The 17,920-nt window shown below is 44.4% G+C and carries 21 protein-coding genes; 18 read left to right on the top strand and 3 right to left on the bottom strand.

Annotated elements, in window-relative coordinates; all coding sequences use genetic code 11:
* Position 1: 1 nt before the first annotated feature.
* From CS898_RS01345 to CS898_RS01315, 7 genes are all read left to right on the top strand, one after another.
* On the top strand, positions 2–949 hold the full coding sequence (locus CS898_RS01345; RefSeq protein WP_099207843.1) for an ABC transporter permease: 948 nt from the start codon (positions 2–4) through the stop codon (positions 947–949).
* Between the two features lie 106 nt (positions 950–1,055).
* Positions 1,056–1,724 (top strand): ABC transporter permease, encoded by a 669-nt coding sequence (locus tag CS898_RS01340; protein ID WP_083815389.1) that lies wholly within the window; start codon positions 1,056–1,058, stop codon positions 1,722–1,724.
* Positions 1,721–2,461: an ATP-binding cassette domain-containing protein gene (locus CS898_RS01335; protein WP_099207841.1), complete on the top strand. Its 741-nt coding sequence runs from the start codon at positions 1,721–1,723 to the stop codon at positions 2,459–2,461. Before CS898_RS01340 ends, CS898_RS01335 begins: the two co-directional genes overlap by 4 nt.
* Positions 2,418–3,074 carry an ABC transporter ATP-binding protein gene (locus CS898_RS01330; RefSeq protein ID WP_099207840.1) on the top strand — a complete coding sequence of 219 codons (657 nt, stop codon included), beginning with the start codon at positions 2,418–2,420 and terminating at the stop codon, positions 3,072–3,074. Before CS898_RS01335 ends, CS898_RS01330 begins: the two co-directional genes overlap by 44 nt.
* Positions 3,075–3,117: 43 nt before the next feature.
* The gene (locus CS898_RS01325) at positions 3,118–3,885 is read left to right on the top strand and encodes an ADP-ribosylglycohydrolase family protein (RefSeq protein ID WP_099207839.1); all 768 of its coding nucleotides are present in this window, start codon (positions 3,118–3,120) and stop codon (positions 3,883–3,885) included.
* Between the two features lie 95 nt (positions 3,886–3,980).
* Positions 3,981–4,772 (top strand): stalk domain-containing protein, encoded by a 792-nt coding sequence (locus CS898_RS01320; RefSeq protein WP_099207838.1) that lies wholly within the window; start codon positions 3,981–3,983, stop codon positions 4,770–4,772.
* 122 nt (positions 4,773–4,894) lie between these two features.
* Positions 4,895–5,428 (top strand): helix-turn-helix domain-containing protein, encoded by a 534-nt coding sequence (locus CS898_RS01315; RefSeq protein ID WP_099207837.1) that lies wholly within the window; start codon positions 4,895–4,897, stop codon positions 5,426–5,428.
* An 82-nt stretch (positions 5,429–5,510) separates the two neighbouring features.
* Here CS898_RS01315 and CS898_RS01310 read toward each other — a convergent pair whose 3' ends face one another.
* Positions 5,511–6,383: an NAD(P)/FAD-dependent oxidoreductase gene (locus CS898_RS01310; protein WP_099207836.1), complete on the bottom strand. Its 873-nt coding sequence runs from the start codon at positions 6,381–6,383 to the stop codon at positions 5,511–5,513.
* Positions 6,384–6,516: 133 nt separating this feature from the next.
* On the opposite strand from CS898_RS01310, the gene CS898_RS01305 reads away from it, so the two are divergent.
* From CS898_RS01305 to CS898_RS01270, 8 genes are all read left to right on the top strand, one after another.
* Positions 6,517–7,209: a M48 family metallopeptidase gene (locus tag CS898_RS01305; protein WP_099207835.1), complete on the top strand. Its 693-nt coding sequence runs from the start codon at positions 6,517–6,519 to the stop codon at positions 7,207–7,209.
* A 68-nt stretch (positions 7,210–7,277) separates the two neighbouring features.
* The gene (locus tag CS898_RS01300; protein WP_099207834.1) at positions 7,278–7,835 is read left to right on the top strand and encodes a manganese efflux pump MntP; all 558 of its coding nucleotides are present in this window, start codon (positions 7,278–7,280) and stop codon (positions 7,833–7,835) included.
* 105 nt (positions 7,836–7,940) lie between these two features.
* A complete protein-coding gene (locus CS898_RS01295) occupies positions 7,941–8,339 on the top strand; it encodes a secondary thiamine-phosphate synthase enzyme YjbQ (protein ID WP_099207833.1) in 399 nt (132 codons plus the stop codon).
* Positions 8,340–9,656, top strand: a complete 1,317-nt coding sequence (locus CS898_RS01290) for a DUF2254 domain-containing protein (RefSeq protein WP_099207832.1) — start codon at positions 8,340–8,342, stop codon at positions 9,654–9,656. It begins immediately after the preceding gene.
* 52 nt (positions 9,657–9,708) lie between these two features.
* Positions 9,709–11,421, top strand: a complete 1,713-nt coding sequence (yfcC, locus tag CS898_RS01285) for a putative basic amino acid antiporter YfcC (RefSeq protein WP_099207831.1) — start codon at positions 9,709–9,711, stop codon at positions 11,419–11,421.
* 9 nt (positions 11,422–11,430) lie between these two features.
* Entirely contained in the window at positions 11,431–12,639 is a 1,209-nt protein-coding gene (gene iadA, locus CS898_RS01280) for a beta-aspartyl-peptidase (protein ID WP_099207830.1), read from the top strand.
* A gap of 111 nt (positions 12,640–12,750) precedes the next feature.
* Positions 12,751–14,097 (top strand): MATE family efflux transporter, encoded by a 1,347-nt coding sequence (locus CS898_RS01275; protein WP_099207829.1) that lies wholly within the window; start codon positions 12,751–12,753, stop codon positions 14,095–14,097.
* A 78-nt stretch (positions 14,098–14,175) separates the two neighbouring features.
* Positions 14,176–14,682, top strand: a complete 507-nt coding sequence (locus CS898_RS01270; protein WP_099207828.1) for a GNAT family N-acetyltransferase — start codon at positions 14,176–14,178, stop codon at positions 14,680–14,682.
* Here CS898_RS01270 and CS898_RS01265 read toward each other — a convergent pair whose 3' ends face one another.
* Both CS898_RS01265 and CS898_RS01260 read right to left on the bottom strand, forming a co-directional pair.
* Complete coding sequence (locus CS898_RS01265) at positions 14,683–15,162, bottom strand: hypothetical protein (protein ID WP_143614547.1); 480 nt, start codon at positions 15,160–15,162, stop codon at positions 14,683–14,685.
* A 129-nt stretch (positions 15,163–15,291) separates the two neighbouring features.
* On the bottom strand, positions 15,292–15,822 hold the full coding sequence (locus CS898_RS01260) for a methylated-DNA--[protein]-cysteine S-methyltransferase (protein ID WP_099207826.1): 531 nt from the start codon (positions 15,820–15,822) through the stop codon (positions 15,292–15,294).
* Positions 15,823–15,895: 73 nt separating this feature from the next.
* Between CS898_RS01260 and CS898_RS01255 the strand changes: the two genes are divergently transcribed.
* From CS898_RS01255 to CS898_RS01245, 3 genes are all read left to right on the top strand, one after another.
* Positions 15,896–16,897, top strand: coding sequence for a DMT family transporter (locus CS898_RS01255; RefSeq protein WP_099207825.1), 1,002 nt, complete (start codon positions 15,896–15,898; stop codon positions 16,895–16,897).
* Positions 16,898–16,930: 33 nt separating this feature from the next.
* Complete coding sequence (gene gloB / locus CS898_RS01250; protein WP_099207824.1) at positions 16,931–17,632, top strand: hydroxyacylglutathione hydrolase; 702 nt, start codon at positions 16,931–16,933, stop codon at positions 17,630–17,632.
* A 73-nt stretch (positions 17,633–17,705) separates the two neighbouring features.
* Entirely contained in the window at positions 17,706–17,894 is a 189-nt protein-coding gene (locus CS898_RS01245) for a hypothetical protein (RefSeq protein ID WP_234975994.1), read from the top strand.
* The last annotated feature ends 26 nt before the right edge of the window (positions 17,895–17,920 follow it).

The raw sequence follows: 17,920 nt of genomic DNA, 5'->3' as shown, positions 1-17,920 counted from the left end.
TATGAAAAAACACCCTTACGCCCGGGCCTGTCTTAAGTTTTTATTAAACTTGTTTCTCTGTTCTGTTCTTCTCTATCTTCTTTTATACCTTTCCCCGGGGAACCCGGCATTGGCATATTTACGAAGAAGCAATAGTTTAATTACAACAGAGACCCTTAAACAGGCCCAGGCACAATTAGGGCTTTCGGATAATTTTTTTATAGATTATGGTCGATGGCTTATGAAAGTGCTGTCTGGCAACCTAGGGCAGTCTTTTTCCACAGGAGATTCTGTTGCAAAAATTCTTGTAGAGCGATTGCGGGTTACGGGACTTGAGGTCGTTATCGGATTTATCATTTCTTTGCCTCTGTCCCTCTTCCTAGGTTTTTTTGTGGGTTACTTACCAAAAAAGCATATATACCGACCAATGCTTATCCTTTTGACCATACTTTTATCCCTGCCCATTTATTGGTTAGCCCTTCTTTTAATTTATTTTTTTGGCTTTAAGTTACAGCTGCTTCCTTTTGTCGGAAGTGGAAGCCTAAAGCATCTCGTTCTTCCCATTATGGCCAATGTCATTCCAGCCACTGCCTTGGCAAGTAAGCTAATAGCAGAGCTGGTCCAAGACCTTCGGAAAAAAGAGTGCCATCAAATTGCCAAGTATCGAAAAATTAAGAGAAGATACCGCCTATATTATGTTTTAGTAGACCTGTCTATCCCTCTCGTGACCATCATAGGTTATATATTTTTAGGACTTTTAGGGGGAACTTATTTAATTGAGCAAATTTTTAGTATCTCCGGTCTTGGCAAGCTTTTACTGGATGCCATCTATGCCAGAGACTATCCTTTAGTATTAGCAGCTGGACTTTTAACATCTTTTGTTACATTCCTAGTCTATTTCTTAACCGATTTAATCCTTATTCGGTTAAATGGCCAGCCCGAAAAGGAGGAAGATGCCCTTGTCCAATAAGACTAAAGTATTCATTTTTTTTGGAATTTTATTACTAGCTTTTCTCTATTTAAATGTAAAAGACCCATATACCGTGAATCCGGAATCTGTTTTAGTGAAGCCCAGCATGGATCATTTTTTTGGGACAGACTACCTGGGACGTGATCTTTATAGTCGAATAATGATTGGTTCTTTTTATTCTATAGGCCTGGCGATCCTATGCCTAGTTTGTGTTTGCTGCCTTAGTCTCTTACTTGGGGGACTGGCAGGCATGGAGCTGGGGTTGGTCAGTAAGACTATTTTAACTTTTGCAGATATCCTGTACTGTCTACCTTCGATTCTTTTAGCCCTGGTCTTTGTTGGATTGTTTGCTAATTCTGTCTGGACAGTCATTCTGTCCTTTGTCCTAAGCTGGAGTGGAAAATACATTCGCTATATACGAGGGCTTGTAATTGATATCCGCAGGCAAGAATACATTCAACTCGCCTATCAAAGAGGATGTGGCAAGATGCAGACCCTACTTCGACACATTCTCCCAAACTTAATGATTGCCCTAACCTCACTCTTTATTACAGACGTAGGAAGAATTGTTCTAAGCATTTCAGGACTGTCTTTTTTAGGGATTGGTGTTCAACCACCTCAAGCAGAGCTTGGGACAATTTTATATGACGCCAAGCAGTATTTTATGGGCAGCCCCTGGCTCTTACTTCCGCCGGGACTGGCGATTACAATCATTCTCATGGCTTCGCAGGGCCTAGGTGGTCTTTTTCAAAAGCGTTGGGAGAAAGTATTATGATTCAAATTAAGGACCTATCTGTTTATTTTCAAGACCTATGTTTGCTAAAGTCGATTAACTTAACCATTGAGAAGGGGCAATTCTATTGCCTGGTAGGAGAAAGCGGCGGGGGCAAATCTTTACTTAGCAAGGCGATTTTAGGGACCCTACCAGAAACCATGAGGACACAGGGATCCATTCAAAGAGAAAGTGAAAAATTAGACTTTATCCTACAAAATCCTAGGGGAAGTCTCCAATCTCAAGTTACAATTAAGCGGCAACTCCACCATCTTTTAACTTCCTATGGATATCCCCAAAAAGATTGGGAGGGGCTCATTTACAAGATGTTGGCCTCCGTTCAATTGGACCACCACAAGAACCTTTTAGACAAAACCCCCCTCCAACTGAGTGGGGGTATGTGTCAAAAACTTGCCCTGGCTTGTGCACTTTTTTCCAAACCGGACTTTTTAGTAGCCGATGAAGTAACCAGTGCCTTGGACCAAGAGAGTAGGCAAGAGATCTTAGACCTGCTCTATAAATTTTACCAAGATAATCAAGTAACCCTCTTGTGCATAACCCATGACCTAGATGTAGCGGAAAAATACGCAAGCCATCTAGGAATTATCCACCAGGGAGCCTTAATTGAGTCTGGAGAAAAAAGAAAGATCTTAGCCCACCCTCAAAAAACCTATACGAAGGAGTTGATCCAAAGCTTTGAAGAGCACAAATCTTTTATTAAAAGTGGAAAACCTATCTAAGGCCTATGGAGACAACAGGTTGTTTTCCAACCTATCCTTTTCTTTATATGAAAAAGAACGCTTGGGTTTATTGGGAAAGAATGGGACCGGGAAGTCTACTCTGGCCAAAATTCTGATTAAATATGAAGAGCCCACAGCAGGTAAAATCTATCTCTATGGGAAACCAGCTCAAGACTATTCAAAAGAGGCTTGGTCTAAAAAAGTTCAATACATTGGACAGTACACAAGAAACACTCTAGACCCGACAAAGACCATTGAGGCTTGCTTGAAAGAACCTTTAAACAACTTTAAAATTGCAAACAAGCAAGAACAAAATCAAATCATCCAAGGATATTTAGAAAAACTTAATTTAGATAGTTCAATTTTAAAGAAACGCCCATTAGAGTTGAGTGGGGGTCAATATCAAAGAATTTGTATTGCCCTGGCCCTACTTCCCAAGCCGGCACTTATTATCTGTGATGAAATGACGGCCAGTTTGGACAAGATTTCAGAAATAGCCATTTTAAAATTTTTCCGAGAAGAAGTAGATAAGGCCTTGATTGTTATTTCCCATGATCCCTATGTTGTAAACTATCTTTGCCATAACACCCTTCGACTCGAAAATTTTAAATAAAAAAAATAGGGTAAATAGATTTGTAGAGAAAGGAAGGGATAAAATGGCACAATTAAGAGATGGAATCTATGGCCTGGCAGTGGCGGATGCCTTGGGGGTTCCCTATGAATTTAAGAAAAGAGGGACTTTTACCTGTAAGGATATGGTGGGTTTTGGGACCTGGAATCAAGAGGCGGGAACCTGGTCGGACGACACCAGCATGACCCTGGCTACCTGTAAGTCCATCCGGGACAAGGCTTGTATTGACTTGGAAGACATCCGCAGAAATTTTGAAAGCTGGCTCTATAAGGGGGACTTTACGGCCAATGGGGAGACTTTTGATGTGGGGACCACCACCCAGGAGGCCATAAGCCTGGGCCATGGCTTGGATGATTTTTATTCCAACGGCAATGGGTCCCTGATGCGGATTTTGCCCCTGGCCTTTACCAAGGCGACGGACCAAGAAATCCGGGATGTGTCTGCCCTGACCCATAGCCACGAAATCGCCCAAAAGGCCTGCGTGGACTATGTCCATATTGCCCGAAAATTAATGGCTGGAGAGGGTCTGGGCCTCAAGATGGACCAGGAAGAGGACCAAGTAGAATCCAGCGGTTTTGTCCTCCATACTCTGGAAGCCTCTCTCTGGTGCCTTGCCCGGACGAGCTCCTACAAGGAGGCAGTTCTAAAGGCCATTAACCTGGGAGACGACACCGACACCACCGGGGCTGTGACAGGAGGTCTGGCTGGGATTATCTATGGCTATGAGGCCATTCCTAAAGACTGGATCGACCAATTGAAAAATAAGGACCTAATCGAGGCTTGCTTGTTTTAGCCCTATTGAATTGGTTAGAAGTTGAATTTATCCTGATAAAGTGATATCCTAAGCCTAGAAGAAAATACTTATTAAAAAAAGAAAGAAGGGATTCAATGAAAAAGAAAAACCTGGCCGCCTTAGCTCTGGCCCTAACCTGTCTACCAGGTTTGGTTTTTGGTCAAAAAGACTTGAAGATTCAAATTAATGGAAAAACGGTAGAAAGTAAGCCTGCTGCCTTTGTAGAGGATAACCGGACCCTGGTCCCCCTACGCTTTGTAGCAGAAAACTTGGACTACCAGGTAACCTGGTTCCATACTAGCCAAGAAATCCTCATTAGCAAGGAAAATCCAGAGCAAAAAAGCTTAGACCGGGTAATCTATTTAAAGTTGGGGCAAAAGGAAGCCTTTGTCCTGGCCCAAGAAGACCTGGACGCTATTTATAAGGCTGGAAGTGAAGAAAAACACCAAAGAGAAAAAATAATCCAAGCCCTGGCTCGGGCAAAAAAAGTCCCCCTAGATGTGAAACCTGTCATCCGGGAAGAAAGAACCTTCGTCCCTCTCAGGGCCGTAGTTGAGCTTCTACAAGAAAAGATTTCTTGGGACCAAGAAAACTACACCATCAAAATCCAAGCCAAGGAAGTCAAGACCGATGAAGAAATTGCCTATACCATGTTGTATACCAAATTGTCCTCGGATTACAAAAAGCCACCCTACAAGCTATTTGTAGTAGAGGCAGATGACCTTAATCCACCCATTAAGACTAATTTTTACCGCTTTGACCTAGTAGAAGACCATCCCAGTCATAGGTTGACCCTGGTCCGCTATGGAGTGGACTTAAACAAGGGCCACTTCTATTCCTATGATGTAAGCTCGGACCAATGGATTTTGGATCCTAAACTTAACTAAAAGAGAAATGAAATGGCTAAAAATAGCCCCGCAACCAAAAGTTGCGGGGCTATTTGCTTGTAGGCTGGGACCATTTTTGCTATAGTAAGGCTAGAAAATGACTTTGAATAAGGAGGCATCAGATGTACGGAAAGAAAATTAAAGAAAAGAGACAGGCTTTAGGTCTATCCCAAGAAGACCTAGCTCAAAAATTAGATCTTACCCGGCAGGCGATTTCCAAGTGGGAAATGGACAAGGCCCAGCCCACCATGACCAACTTAAGGCAATTGGCCCGGGTCTTTGATGTAGATATGGCCTACTTTATTGGTCATGGTGAAGAAGAAAATAAGGAGTCAGCCCAAGGACTAGGTCTTTGGAGACAGTTTGTGGACTTCTTAGTCTGGATGATTTATTGTTTAATAGGCTTTGTCTTTTTCTTTTTTTATTATTATCTTTTTATGGAAGACTATCTTAAGAAAAATCCCTGGGACATGCCATGGTTGGTCCTAACCATCTATATGATGGTGGCTCTGATTTCTTTTCCACAAGCCAATAAATATGTAGGAGACCGGCTGGCAGACCTGGACTACAATTCATTTAGGTTACTGGGTTTGCCCTTAACCTATCTTTGTGGTCCGGGAATTTTGGTCTACCATTTACTAAAAAAACAGGACTAAAGCATGTTAAGATAAAAGATAAACAACAAGAAAGGCAAGAGAAAAAAGCTCCCCAAGGGGAGCTTTTAAACGTTTTACAGATTTATTTACAGGCTTGGATGCCGGTCAGGCAACCGTCACTAACAGCGGTGGCCACTTGTTTAACAGCCTTGACCCTTAGGTCGCCGGCAAAGTAAAGGCCTTCTAAGGAAGAGGCTAAATCTTCTTTGACAAAGGATCCTTCAAGGTGAGCTAGGTCTTTTAAGTAGCAGGTATTTCCATTTTGCCCAATTTGGACATAAATTTCTAAGCCTTGGGGGTCTTGGACGCCTTGGCCTGCAAAGCTTGCTTCCAGGCAAAGGCCGTCTTTAACCTTGACAGACTCCAACTGGGCAGATGTATGAACGAAAATATTGGGGGAATTTTTAATTTGTTCCCTAAATTCGTGGATGCAAAGCAGGTCTTCTTGGACTTGGATGATGTGGACTTCCTTGGCATACTTGGCCAGGTAAAGAGCTTCTTTACAAGCTCCGTCAGATCCACCGTTCATAAGGACTATTTTTCCTTTGATCTGGTCTTCCTGACCTAGAGGCCAGTGGTGACAGGGAATTTCTTCCTCTTGCTTTAGGGGCAGGTCTTTTAAGCTGGACCCCGAGGCGCAAATAACCTTTTTAGCCCGGTAGCTGTCTTTATTTGTTTGGACAAGAAAGCCTTGGTCATCTTTTTTTAGAGAGAGAACTTCTTCGTAGTGGACAGGGATTTGGGCCTGGGCCACTTGATCAGCTAATTTTTTTGCAAAACTGGGTCCGGTTTCGTCCTTTTCCAAAGAAAGGTAGTGGCTTACTTTAGAAACATTTGCAATTAAACCACCAATTTTATCTTTTTCAAGAAGCAAGACATTCTTGCCTCTTGCTTTTACATATAAGGCTGCACTAACTCCTGCAGGGCCGGCGCCTATAATGATAATATCAATCATATTTATATAACCTCCAGTCACTCTTCATTATGATAGTTTTTTAAAAAAAGTGCAAGGTCAAGAAAGAATCTTTTAGAGTTTATTTTTTTCTTATATTTCTCTTATAATAGAAGGAGGAAATAAAGGAGAGGACATGAAGGAAAAAATAAATTTCTACGGCTACCCCATTGACCTGACCTATGGCAAGGGACAAAAGAATATTTACTTACGGATTCATCCCAGTCAAGGAAAAATTTCCCTATCCTTGGACCAAAGGCTAGGAAAACAGGGGGCCTTGGCTTTTTTAGAGGATAAGAAGGACTGGCTCTTTCAGAGGATTTCTCCAGGCCAGGTCCTGGAGGACCCGGCCTATATAGGGGGTGAGAGGCATTTTTTATGGGGAAGGACCTATCCCTTAAGGATAGTCTTGGGCCAGAAAAGAAACCAGGTGGATCTAAGGGAAGGTGAACTGCTCATGAGTCTGAAAGAAGACCTGGACCGGGAGGGGAGAGAGGCCTTGCTTTTGGAATTTTACCGGAGCCAGGTCAAGGCCCAGGTTCCGGACCGACTGGCCTATTGGTCAAAAATCCTGGGCCTTTATCCCAAGGACTGGAGGGTGAAAAAGATGACCAGTCGTTGGGGGACCTGTAATCCACGAGACCAGAGGATTTGGCTCAGTCTCTACCTGGCCCAAAGACCCTACCAGGCCCTGGATTATGTCTTGGTTCATGAGTTGGTCCACTTCATGGAAGACCACCACAACCAGGCCTTTTACGCCTACCTGGACCAGTTTTTTCCACAATGGAAGGAAGTGGAGAAGTCCTTAAACCGGCCTCTAAAGGGCTAGGAGGCTTGAATTATCTTCTGGCAACTTATATAATAGAACAAGATTTTGTCTAGAGAGTGGGGGAAGGAATGGATTTTATTACATTATTGGTAACAGCAGTGGGCCTATCTATGGATGCATTTTCTGTGGCCCTGTGCAAGGGTTTGACAGTGAAGAAAGCCCAGGTCAAGCAAGGGCTTATTGTGGGCCTTTACTTTGGCTTTTTCCAAGCCTTTATGCCCCTTATCGGTTATTTTTTCGGCGCTCGTTTTTACCGGACCATCCAAGCCTGGGACCATTGGATTGCCTTTATTCTCCTGGCTATTTTAGGCCTTAACATGATTCGGGAGGCGGATAGCCAAAAAGACCTGCCTGGGGGTTTTTCCTTTAAGGAGATGTTACCCTTGGCCATTGCCACCAGCATTGATGCCTTAATTATCGGGGTGAGCCTTGCAGTTTTAAAGGTCAATATCTACCAATCAGCCTCCTTTATTGGGCTATGTACCTTTCTTTTGTCTTTTGTGGGCTTTTATCTGGGCCATTATTTCGGGCAAAAATGGGAGAAATGGGCCCAGGTCTTGGGGGGAATTCTCTTGATTTTAATAGGAAGCAAGGTTTTATTGGAACATTTGGGTTATTTGCCTTAAGTACATCGGAAGATGTGCTTATTTTTTTACCATTTTATCTGGAAAAAGGATATAATAAAAGAAGATAAAAATCTTAAAATAAGTTTATTGGAAGGGAGATGGGACATGTTAAAAAGCTACCAGCTGAAAACAAAGAGAGAAGAAATGATAGATATTACTGGACTGGTAGAAGATTGCTTGGAAGAATCTGGGGTCCAAGAGGGGATTTGCCTGGTCTATTGCCCCCACACCACTGGGGCCATTAGTGTCAATGAAAACACAGACCCAGCCGTTCAAGAGGATATTTTTTTAGCCCTGCAAGAAAACCTTCCAGACAATCCAAACTTTAGCCACCTGGAGGGAAATTCCAGGGCCCATCTCTTGTCCAGTCTCTTTGGAGCCAGTCAAGGCTTCATCATCCAGGACGGTAGGCTCCTTTTGGGGACTTGGCAGGGAATTTATTTTCTAGAATTTGATGGACCCAGAACCAGGTCCTTTTATGTAAAGATCTTAGGAGGCAAGTAAATGAAGGCAAAAATTACCCTTTGGTACAACAACCATAGAAATGGAATCAATACAACAAAATTTACCTTTTTATCCTTTGTCTTGCTAGTGGTTGTCTGGATTGTAGATATCCAGTATCCGGACTTAAATAAGGCAATTCCGAAATTTTTTCTCCTGACCAAGGATGTGTCCAAGGGCTTTTTATCCAATCTGTCTGGAGTCTTCCTAACTGTTACCACCTTTACCCTAACAACCATCCTAACGGTTTTAACCACCTATGCATCTAATTTCACTCCACGGGTTGTACAAAAATTCATCGATAAGCCCCATGTTTTGAGTTTGATTGGAGTTTTTGTTGGAGGCTTTTTTTATACAGTCTTATCCCTTTTAATCATCCAAGATGTGGCAGAGGACCAAAAACTTTTAGCCGGAAGTTTGGGGATTATCTATGCCATCTTAAGTATGGTTTACTTTATGAAGTTCGTCCATAAAGTACTCTATTCCATCAAGGAAGTCAACGTCATCCAGGATGTCTACGAGGAAGCGGAAAAGCTAATCCAAGAGGAATCCGACCTGCGGAAGAAATCCACCCGTTATTTGGAGGATGAAATCCAATCGGGTTTTCCCATCTATTCCTTGGAAACTGGCTATTTTTACGATTTAAATGAAGATGAGCTCTTAAAGATCCTGACCAAGTATCCTTGTGAACTAGTAACCAAGGTCAAGATAGGGGAATATGTCCTAAAAGACATGGAAATTGCTGAAATTCACAGTAAAAGAGGAACAGGCCTCCCCCAAGGCCAGGACCAAGAAGATTGGTTAGATGCCATTGCCAAGACCTTTTTGCTCAATCCGGCTAAAAATGACCAGGCAGACTACCACCACGAAATGACCAATTTGGTGGAAATTGCCCTGCGAGCCATTAGCCCTGGAATCAACGACCCCAATACGGCCATCAACTGTATTGGTAAGATTTGTAACCTCCTGGGCCAGCTATTTTCTACCAAAAATAATTTTATCCTATTAAAAAATCAAGATGACTCTAATGTGGTCTATGTAGCCTATTCTGTAGAAGAAGAACTCTATTTAACCTTTTATCAATTAATCCACTATGGCAAGGAGGACCCCTCCATTGCCAAGGCCATTTTAGAGGGAATCCTCCATATGTACCTCAATGCAAATGATGAGGTCAAGGCCAGCATCGCCAGCTATTACCATGATTGCTACCAGGTCTTTTATGACTCCTTGACCAATAAGAGGGACCGGGAAAAAATTCAAGACCTCTATCAAAACTTCAAAAAGCAGGAAGAAAGAAATTCTAGGAATTCCCCCTCTTAAAAGGGGTTGATATAGATATAAAGAAAAAGGTCAATGACCAAGGAGGAGAAAAATGACAAAGAAAGACTTGACTAAATTCAAGACCCCCCATACCTATGCCATTATCTTTGTGGTGGTTTTACTTTGCTGGGGACTGACTTTTTTAATCCCTGCTGGGAAGTTTTCAACCCACGAAGTGGAATATACGGATGCCAATGGGGAAACAGCTAGCCGGACGGTCTTACAAGCCGAAACTTTCCGCTATATGCACCCCTTAAATACAGACTTTTTGGCCAGTCAACTACCGGCCTTGGCCCAAGACCAAGCCAAGTTGGAAGAACTGGACTTGGATCAAGAAGCCCTGGGAGCATTTTTGAAGACAGATGCCAAGGACTGGACCCAAGAAAGCTTGGACGAGCTGGGCTTAAGTGATGACGTTCTCTATGGTCTCTATGGGGACCAAATTTATGATCAAACGGTGAAGCTCAATAAAACAGCTGGTGTTTGGGGAACGGAAGATTTTAATGGCTTTGGTTTTCTAAACTACCTCTTTGAAGGGCTGGTATCCGGGGACAAGTATGGGTCTGCTGTAGGGATTGTAGCCCTCTTGTTGGTCGTTGGTGGATCCTTTGGAATCATCATGGCTACTGGAGCCATCGATGCAGGAATCTATGCCGTAATTGACAAGACCAAGGGCTTGGAACGCTTTGCTCTACCGATTTTATTCTACCTATTCTCTCTGGGAGGAGCCACCTTTGGCATGTCGGAAGAGGTCATTCCTTTTTCCATGGTCATGGTGCCCTTTGTTATCGCCTTGGGCTATGACTCCATTGTGGCTGTAACGGTTACCTTTGTGGCCTCCCAATTGGGAAATGCTGTTTCTTGGATGAGCCCCTTTAGTGTGGCCATTGCCCAAGGGATTGCTGGAATTCCTGTCTTATCTGGAGCTGGATTCCGCCTGGTTTGTTGGCTTGTGGTAACGGGTCTTGGTGCAGCCTATACCATGGTCTATGCCGAAAGAATCCGGAAGAACCCAGAAAAATCTGTCATGTATAGTTCAGACAATAAGTTTAGGACCCAATTGCAAGAGGACGATTCTGCCCGGGACTTCCAAGTAGGCCACAAGTTAATTTTACTAGAAATGCTCCTGGTCCTCATTTGGATTGTTTGGGGAGTAATGAAAAAGGGCTACTACATTCCTGAAATTGCATCCCAATTCTTTGTGATGGGTCTTGTAGCCGGTTTGACTGCTGTCATCTTTAAGCTCAACAACTTAGGGATTAATGACATTGCTTCTAAGTTCCAATCTGGAGCTGCCGACTTGGCAGGAACAGCTGTCGTTGTAGGGATGGCCAAGGGGATTTTAATCGTCTTGGGAGGCAGTGATGCCAATAGTTTTTCAGCCTTAAATACTATCCTCTACTCCATTGGAAATGCCCTTCGGGGAGTTCCAAAAACAGCAGCTGCCATTGGTATGTATGCCTTCCAATCCTGCTTCAACCTAGTCGTTACATCCAACTCAGGCCAAGCCGCCTTGACCATGCCCATTATGGCACCCCTGGCCGACCTGGTAGGAGTTTCCAGGCAAATTGCCGTTTTGGCCTATCAAATGGGAGCAGGATTTATGGATGCCTTTACACCGGTTTCTGCCAGCTTAATTGGAGTTTTAGGAGTTGCTGGTATTGATTGGTCCAAGTGGGCCAAGTTCCAAATCAAGATGCAAGGATTTTTCTTCCTTATTGGTTGTATTATCTTGATTATTGCCGTCGCTATGAATTTCCAATAGGAGGTTATTATGGTTAAAATCATTCGAAATGTTCATGTTTATAGTCCTCAAGACTTGGGAATCAAGGATGTCTTGGTTTTGGGAGATAAAATTGCAGCCATTGAGGATGAAATTAAAATTGACCTGGGAGGTCTGGTAGACCTGGAAGAAATCGACGGGAGTGGAAAAATCTTAACACCGGGCTTTATTGACTGCCATGTCCACATCCTAGGAGGGGGCGGAGAGGGAGGCTTCTCCACCCGGACTCCAGAAATTACCCTATCTACCTTGACTTCTGCTGGGGTTACCAGTGTTGTGGGAACCCTGGGAACCGATGGAATTTGCCGGGACATCAACGCCCTTTTGGCCAAGGCTAGGGGCCTGGAGGAAGAAGGGGTTTCTTCCTATATCTATACAGGGGCCTATCAAATTCCCACCCCCAGCCTAACAGGGGATGTCATGAAGGATATCATGGCCATTGACAAGGTCATTGGTGTAGGGGAAATTGCCCTATCCGACCACCGGTCCAGCCAACCCACCTTTGAAGAATTTGTCCGTCTGGCAGCCAATGTCCGGGTGGCGGGCATGTTATCTGGTAAGGCTGGAATCATAAATATCCACATGGGAGATGGAAAGACCAACCTGGACTATCTCAACCGGGCTGTAGAAGAAACAGAACTCCCCATTTACCAATTCCTGCCCACCCATATGGGTCGCAATCCTGATCTTTTTGAAGAGGGGATTAAATATATGAAAAAGGGCGGCTACTGCGACTTTACCGGAGCTGACGACCCTGACCTTTGGGAAAGAGAGTACGGAGAAGTACGGATTTCCAAGGCCTTAAAGAGGATTATAGACGAAGAAATTTCCTATGACCTCTTTACCTTTACCTCAGATGGCCAAGGATCTTTCCCCATGTTTGATGAAAACAACAACTATATTGGCCTGGGCATGGGAAAATCCTCTTGTCTCTTAGAAGCCATCCAAGAATGTGTCTTTAAAGAGGATATCCCCTTGGAAATCGCCTTGAGGGGCCTGACAATCAACCCGGCCAAGATTTTAAAACTCAAGGGCAAGGGGGAAATCCTTCCAGGCTATGATGCAGACTTCAACCTCTTGGATGAAAAAACTCTTGAAATTCACAGTGTTTTTGCCAAGGGAAAAACCATGGTCCAAGATCGGAAATTAAAAGTCCTGGGGACCTTTGATCCAGGACAAGAAGGCTTTCCCAAGGCCTAGCCTTTGGAGAGATAGAGGGCCTGTCAGCAGGCCATGAAGTATTTTTAGAAAAGTTATAAAAAGGCAAGAAGGGTCCTAAGTAGTAGGGACCCGTCTTTGAAGGAGGTTTAAATGGAGCAATCCTTGGGAAAAAAACTATGGTCTCTTTCCTATCCAACCATGCTGTCTTTTGCCCTCCAGGCTATCTACGACATGGTAGACATGGTTTGGGTGGGGAGGATTTCCAGCAAGGCTGTGGCTGGAGTGACCATATTCACGACAATTTTTTGGATTTTTGACGTTTTAAATGAAATCATCGGGTCCAGTTCTGTGTCTATGATTAGCCAAAGTTATGGCCGTGGAGACCGGAAAAGAACTTTGGAAATAGCAGAGCAAACCATTAGTTTTAAAATACTTATGTCCTTGCTGACTATGGTCCTCTTGCTGGTATTCCTTCAACCTCTTTTATCCCTTTATACAAAAGATCCCGAGGTAATCCAGGCTGCAAAGGACTATGGCTATTTACGGATTTATTTTTTGCCGGTCTTTTTTGCTTCTTTTTCAGTCAATACCATTTTTCGTTGCCAAGGAGATGCCAAGACCCCCATGTATATCATGGGACTGTCCACTCTGGTTAACCTTATCTTGGACCCGATTTTGATGTTTGACACCATCCCCTTTCTGGGCCTCAAGGGCTTCGGTTTAGGAGTTTATGGGGCGGCCCTGGCCACGGTAATTTCCATTTGCCTGAGCTTTTTAGTGGGATTTTTCCTCTTGTTGAAGGGCCACAAGGGAATCTATATTCGCTGGAAGGGACTCTTTCGATTGATTCCCTCTATTGACAAAAAGCTCTTGAAAATTGGGGTTCCCAATGGACTTCAGCAGATGCTCCGCTTTATTTTTAATGCCCTGGCAGTGCATTTTGTGGCTGACTATGGGGTAGATGCCATTTCAGCTTTTGGTATTGCCGGGAAAATCTATAGCACGGCCTTTTTGCCCCTAAATGGCCTGATGATGGGTGGGTCCACCCTGGTAGGCCACTATTTGGGCCAAGAGGACGTCCCCACAGCCCAAAGGGTCTCTAAGATAGCTTCTAGGATGAATGCAGGAATTATGGGGGGTTTTCTTGTGACTGTCCTGGTCTTCCACCAAGGAATTATGGGCCTCTTTATCCAGGATGCCAATGTCAAGGCCATCGGGTCCCAGATGTTGATTTTTTCTTCCTTCTGCTTGCCCTTTTTGGGCTATGGTTTTGGCTGTGGGGTGGCCTTTATGGGAAGTGGCTACAACAGACCCTTGCTCTATTCGGGACTTTTGGCTGACTGGTGCATCCAGCTTCCCCTCCTCTATGGGATTGTTCGGATTTTCCACCTACCCATCTCTTATCTTTTCGCATCTTATATGCCGGCAGACCTGACCATCTTCCTGATCCTTTTCTTTGCCTATAAAAAAGGGTCTTGGACCAAGAAAAGAGTTTAAAAAAGAAGTCCTGTTAGGGGACTTCTTTTTAGGGTATATAGACCAAACAAGATGATTCATCAAAATCAGGAGGTAGCTATGGATATCATACAAACATCGTTAGAAGACTTTAGCATTCGCAAGGCAGAAAGAGGGGACATTCCTACTATCCTCTCCCTCATCAAGGACCTGGCCCAATACGAGGACCTCTTAAAGGACGTCAAGGCCACAGAGGAAATTTTGGAAAAATCCCTCTTTGAGGAAAAAACGGCCCACATGTACCTACCCCTTTACAAGGGCAAGGCCATTGGCTACTTTATCTTTTTCTACAACTTTTCTACCTTTGAAGGTCGACCGGGCCTTTACTTAGAAGACCTCTACATTGACCCCCAATACCGGGGTCGGGGATATGGAAGAAAGTGTCTGTCCTTTATGGCCAAACATGCCTTGGAAAAAGATTGCCGCCGCTTTGAGTGGACCTGCCTCAAGACCAACACCCCCTCCTATGAACTCTATAAGAGCCTAGGAGCCGATGACCACACAGAATGGGTTATCTTTCGCCTAGATGGAGAAGACCTTAAGGCCATGGGGACACCAGACCTTTAATTATTTAAAATAGGCAGAAAAAATCTGGTCCATCCGGTAAAGATCCATTTTTTTGACAGAATACCACTTGCCATTTATGGCAATTTGGTTGCCAGTTTGGGAAAGCTCGATGGGGTCTTTTTGGTTTAGATACAAGTGGATAAAACGAACCTGGCCTCCAGCTTGCCCCTGGAGGTCTTTTGGATGGCCGGAAAATTTTCTGACCTTTTTTCCAATCCAGACCAGGTCCTTTTTATTGTCCACATGGACCAGCTGTTGGTCTGGCATGAGGTAGAGGTCTACAGCCACCAGGTCATCCATATCCAGGTCAACCAAGCGGTATTTGGCAACCCAAAGGCCATGAATCAAATAACAAGCAAAGAAAAAAAGACAGAAAAACAAAAGACGCCTTCTTCGCATCTTTTGCTGTCTCTTTTTTTTACTGATTTTTTGCCGCCTTCTTTCCATAGCCTTTTCCTCTTTCTTTTTTTCTACTACCATCTTACACAATAATGCCCCGTTGTCCAAGACCCTGGGAGAAAATAATGCTTTTGACCTTAAATTTTTAAGGATTTTATTTGACAAAAGAAGAAAAACAGAAGCAAGGTCTTTCTGTTTTTCTATATCAATTTAGAGACCTTTAAAGAGGGCAAAAGAAGGCTGGATGACCTTGTTTTGGATAATCTTTAGGCCCTCGCCTTTCAAAAGAGCTTTTTTTCTTTCCAGTCCCCAGGCATAGCCCCGGAGGAAGTTTTTTCCATCCAAGACCCGGTGGCAGGGCAGGACAATAGCCAGGGGATTTTTGGCCAAGGCAGCTCCTACAGCCCGGGCAGACATTTTTTCCCGTCCATATTTCTTGGCCAGGACCCGGGCCAGGACGCCATAGCTGGTAACCTGGCCATAGGGGATCTCCCTTAAAAGAGTCCAAACATCCCTTTGGAAGGGGGTCCCTTGGGGGGCCAAGGGGAGGCCATCCAAGTCCAGGGGGTCTCCCTGGAAATAGGCCCTAAGCCAGAGGGCACCGGCTTGGAGGTCGGGACTTTCTTTTTCTGGATAGGAGGGGGGCGTTTGGCCATCTAAAAAGTAAATAGAAGAGAGGGCTCCATCCTGGCCCAAAAGGACCATGGGGCCCAGGGGGGATTGGTAAATAAACTGGTACATGGTTATTTCCTTTCTAGGATAATTTCTTATTTTATATTATACTATATAGAGAAGAATAGAAGGGAAACGGTTTATGAATAAGAAGATAAAAGCTACAGGCCAAGCCCTTTTGGCTGCCTGTCTCTATGCCTTAAATATCCCCCTGTCCAAGGTTTTTTTACAGGCCATAGGCCCCATGACCATGGCGGGGTTTTTATACCTGGGAGCCGGCCTTGGCATCGGGCTCATCTACCTATTTTACGACAAAGATAAGGAGGACTTGCTAGACCGAGAGGACTTACCCTACACCTTGGGGATGGTAGTTTTGGACATCCTGGCCCCTATTTTATTGATGATGGGTCTGGTTTGGACAAAGTCAGCCAATGCCTCCCTATTGAATAATTTTGAAATTGTAGCCACCAGCTTGATTGCCTGGATGGTCTTTGGCGAAAAGATTTCCGGTCTCTTGGCCCTGGCCATCTTTCTCATGACCCTGGCCAGTGGGATTTTGTCCTTTGAAGGAGCCCAAAGCCTGGAATTTTCCAAGGGGTCTATCCTGGTCCTCTTGGCGGGCCTGTCCTGGGGCTTTGAAAATAACTGCACTCGGAAGATTGCCCATAAAAATACCTTTGAAATTGTCATGATTAAGGGGATTTGTTCCGGCCTGGGGTCCATCATCATTGCCCTGGTGGCTGGAGAGACCCTTCCTGGCCTGGGAGACTTGTGTAAAATTATGGTCTTGGGTTTTCTGGCCTATGGCTTGAGCATCTTCTTCTATATCCGAGCCCAAGACGTTATTGGAGCTGCCAAGACTTCGGCCTGGTATTCAGTCGCGCCCTTTGTGGCAGTCCTCCTGTCGATAATCTTTTTAAAAGAAGGCCTCAGTGGACAATTCTTAATAGCCCTGGCCATTATGGTTCTGGCCTCGATTCTGGTGGTGGCAGATACCATGAAAAGGGCCCATAGCCACCAACATAGCCATGTCATTTATAGCTATAACCATGGCCATATTGTCAAAAAAACCCTGGTCCACAGCCATAGCCACAAACACTATTTAAGTGGAAACCACCATGACCACCTTCATAAAAATCTGTAAATGGGGTATATAAGGGGTAAAGGAGGAAAGACCATGAAGATTTATGCCATTCCGGCCATGGAAGACAATTATATTTGGTCCATTGACTTGGACCAGGGCCGTATTTTCATTGATCCGGGCCAAGCCTTGCCGGTTCTGGATTTTTTAAAAGACAAGGAAGTCAAGGAAAGTGTGGTTCTTTTGACCCACCACCACTTAGACCACACCGGGGGCCTGGAAGAGTTAAAAGAAGCCCTGCCGGATCTTAGGGTCTATGGGCCCTGGGAAACAAGAGACCTCAATGACACTTGCGTCAAGGATGGGGACCTAGTAAAGGTCTTTAACCAAGAGATAGCCGTCTTGGCCAGTCCTGGTCACACAGAGGCTGGAGTATCCTACCTCTGGCAGGGACATTTATTTCCAGGAGATGCTCTTTTTAAGGCTGGTTGCGGCCGGGTCTTTACCGGAGACTACCGGGCCCAATACGACACCCTGGAGGTCTTTAAGGACCTGCCCGACGACACCTTGGTCTATCCAGCCCACGAGTATTCCTTGGAAAATTTACGCTTTGCCAAGAGCCTCTTTCCTGGGAGTTTAGAAATCGACCAGGCCCTAGAAGAGGTCCGGGACCAAAGACAAGAAGGGAAAAATACCCTCCCCACCACTATAGGGGAAGAGAGAAGGATTAACCCCTTCTTCTTGGCCAAGGATTTAGATGAATTTATTGCCTTCCGCAAGAAAAAAGATACCTTTTAAGGCATAAAAGAGGACTATCTTGGGTCCAGACTATTTGTGGAAGGCGGAAGGGCTATATTGAGTTAAAGGAGATATGTATGAAGACAAGTTTAAAAAGGGCTTTTATCCTCAACATCAAAGGTCTTTTGGCCCTGCTTGTCCTGTATTTTTGCAATACAAGATGAACAAGCCCCATCTAGGAGACATCCTCTGGATGGTCTTTTTGGCTGAGGGGGCCTACTGGGCCACTGTTTTTTGGGCTTGTTTGCCTACAAAAAATTGAGGAGCTAGGGTGTCCTAGACCTCAAG

Source organism: Urinicoccus timonensis (assembly GCF_900232945.1).
GTDB lineage: Bacteria > Bacillota > Clostridia > Tissierellales > Peptoniphilaceae > Urinicoccus > Urinicoccus timonensis.
This window is presented reverse-complemented; position numbering and strand designations above follow the sequence as displayed.

Bases quoted from the DNA above. Each gene is read 5' to 3' on its own strand.
- CS898_RS01315 (WP_099207837.1), top strand. From the start codon at position 4,895: ATGTACGGAAAGAAAATTAAAGAAAAGAGACAGGCTTTAGGTCTATCC.
- CS898_RS01310 (WP_099207836.1), bottom strand. From the start codon at position 6,383: ATGATTGATATTATCATTATAGGCGCCGGCCCTGCAGGAGTTAGTGCA.
- CS898_RS01300 (WP_099207834.1), top strand. From the start codon at position 7,278: ATGGATTTTATTACATTATTGGTAACAGCAGTGGGCCTATCTATGGAT.
- yfcC (WP_099207831.1), top strand. From the start codon at position 9,709: ATGACAAAGAAAGACTTGACTAAATTCAAGACCCCCCATACCTATGCC.
- CS898_RS01340 (WP_083815389.1), top strand. From the start codon at position 1,056: ATGGATCATTTTTTTGGGACAGACTACCTGGGACGTGATCTTTATAGT.
- CS898_RS01290 (WP_099207832.1), top strand. From the start codon at position 8,340: ATGAAGGCAAAAATTACCCTTTGGTACAACAACCATAGAAATGGAATC.
- CS898_RS01265 (WP_143614547.1), bottom strand. From the start codon at position 15,162: ATGGTAGTAGAAAAAAAGAAAGAGGAAAAGGCTATGGAAAGAAGGCGG.
- CS898_RS01335 (WP_099207841.1), top strand. From the start codon at position 1,721: ATGATTCAAATTAAGGACCTATCTGTTTATTTTCAAGACCTATGTTTG.
- iadA (WP_099207830.1), top strand. From the start codon at position 11,431: ATGGTTAAAATCATTCGAAATGTTCATGTTTATAGTCCTCAAGACTTG.
- CS898_RS01275 (WP_099207829.1), top strand. From the start codon at position 12,751: ATGGAGCAATCCTTGGGAAAAAAACTATGGTCTCTTTCCTATCCAACC.
- CS898_RS01320 (WP_099207838.1), top strand. From the start codon at position 3,981: ATGAAAAAGAAAAACCTGGCCGCCTTAGCTCTGGCCCTAACCTGTCTA.
- CS898_RS01325 (WP_099207839.1), top strand. From the start codon at position 3,118: ATGGCACAATTAAGAGATGGAATCTATGGCCTGGCAGTGGCGGATGCC.
- CS898_RS01270 (WP_099207828.1), top strand. From the start codon at position 14,176: ATGGATATCATACAAACATCGTTAGAAGACTTTAGCATTCGCAAGGCA.
- CS898_RS01305 (WP_099207835.1), top strand. From the start codon at position 6,517: ATGAAGGAAAAAATAAATTTCTACGGCTACCCCATTGACCTGACCTAT.
- CS898_RS01260 (WP_099207826.1), bottom strand. From the start codon at position 15,822: ATGTACCAGTTTATTTACCAATCCCCCCTGGGCCCCATGGTCCTTTTG.
- gloB (WP_099207824.1), top strand. From the start codon at position 16,931: ATGAAGATTTATGCCATTCCGGCCATGGAAGACAATTATATTTGGTCC.
- CS898_RS01345 (WP_099207843.1), top strand. From the start codon at position 2: ATGAAAAAACACCCTTACGCCCGGGCCTGTCTTAAGTTTTTATTAAAC.
- CS898_RS01255 (WP_099207825.1), top strand. From the start codon at position 15,896: ATGAATAAGAAGATAAAAGCTACAGGCCAAGCCCTTTTGGCTGCCTGT.
- CS898_RS01295 (WP_099207833.1), top strand. From the start codon at position 7,941: ATGTTAAAAAGCTACCAGCTGAAAACAAAGAGAGAAGAAATGATAGAT.
- CS898_RS01245 (WP_234975994.1), top strand. From the start codon at position 17,706: ATGTATGAAGACAAGTTTAAAAAGGGCTTTTATCCTCAACATCAAAGG.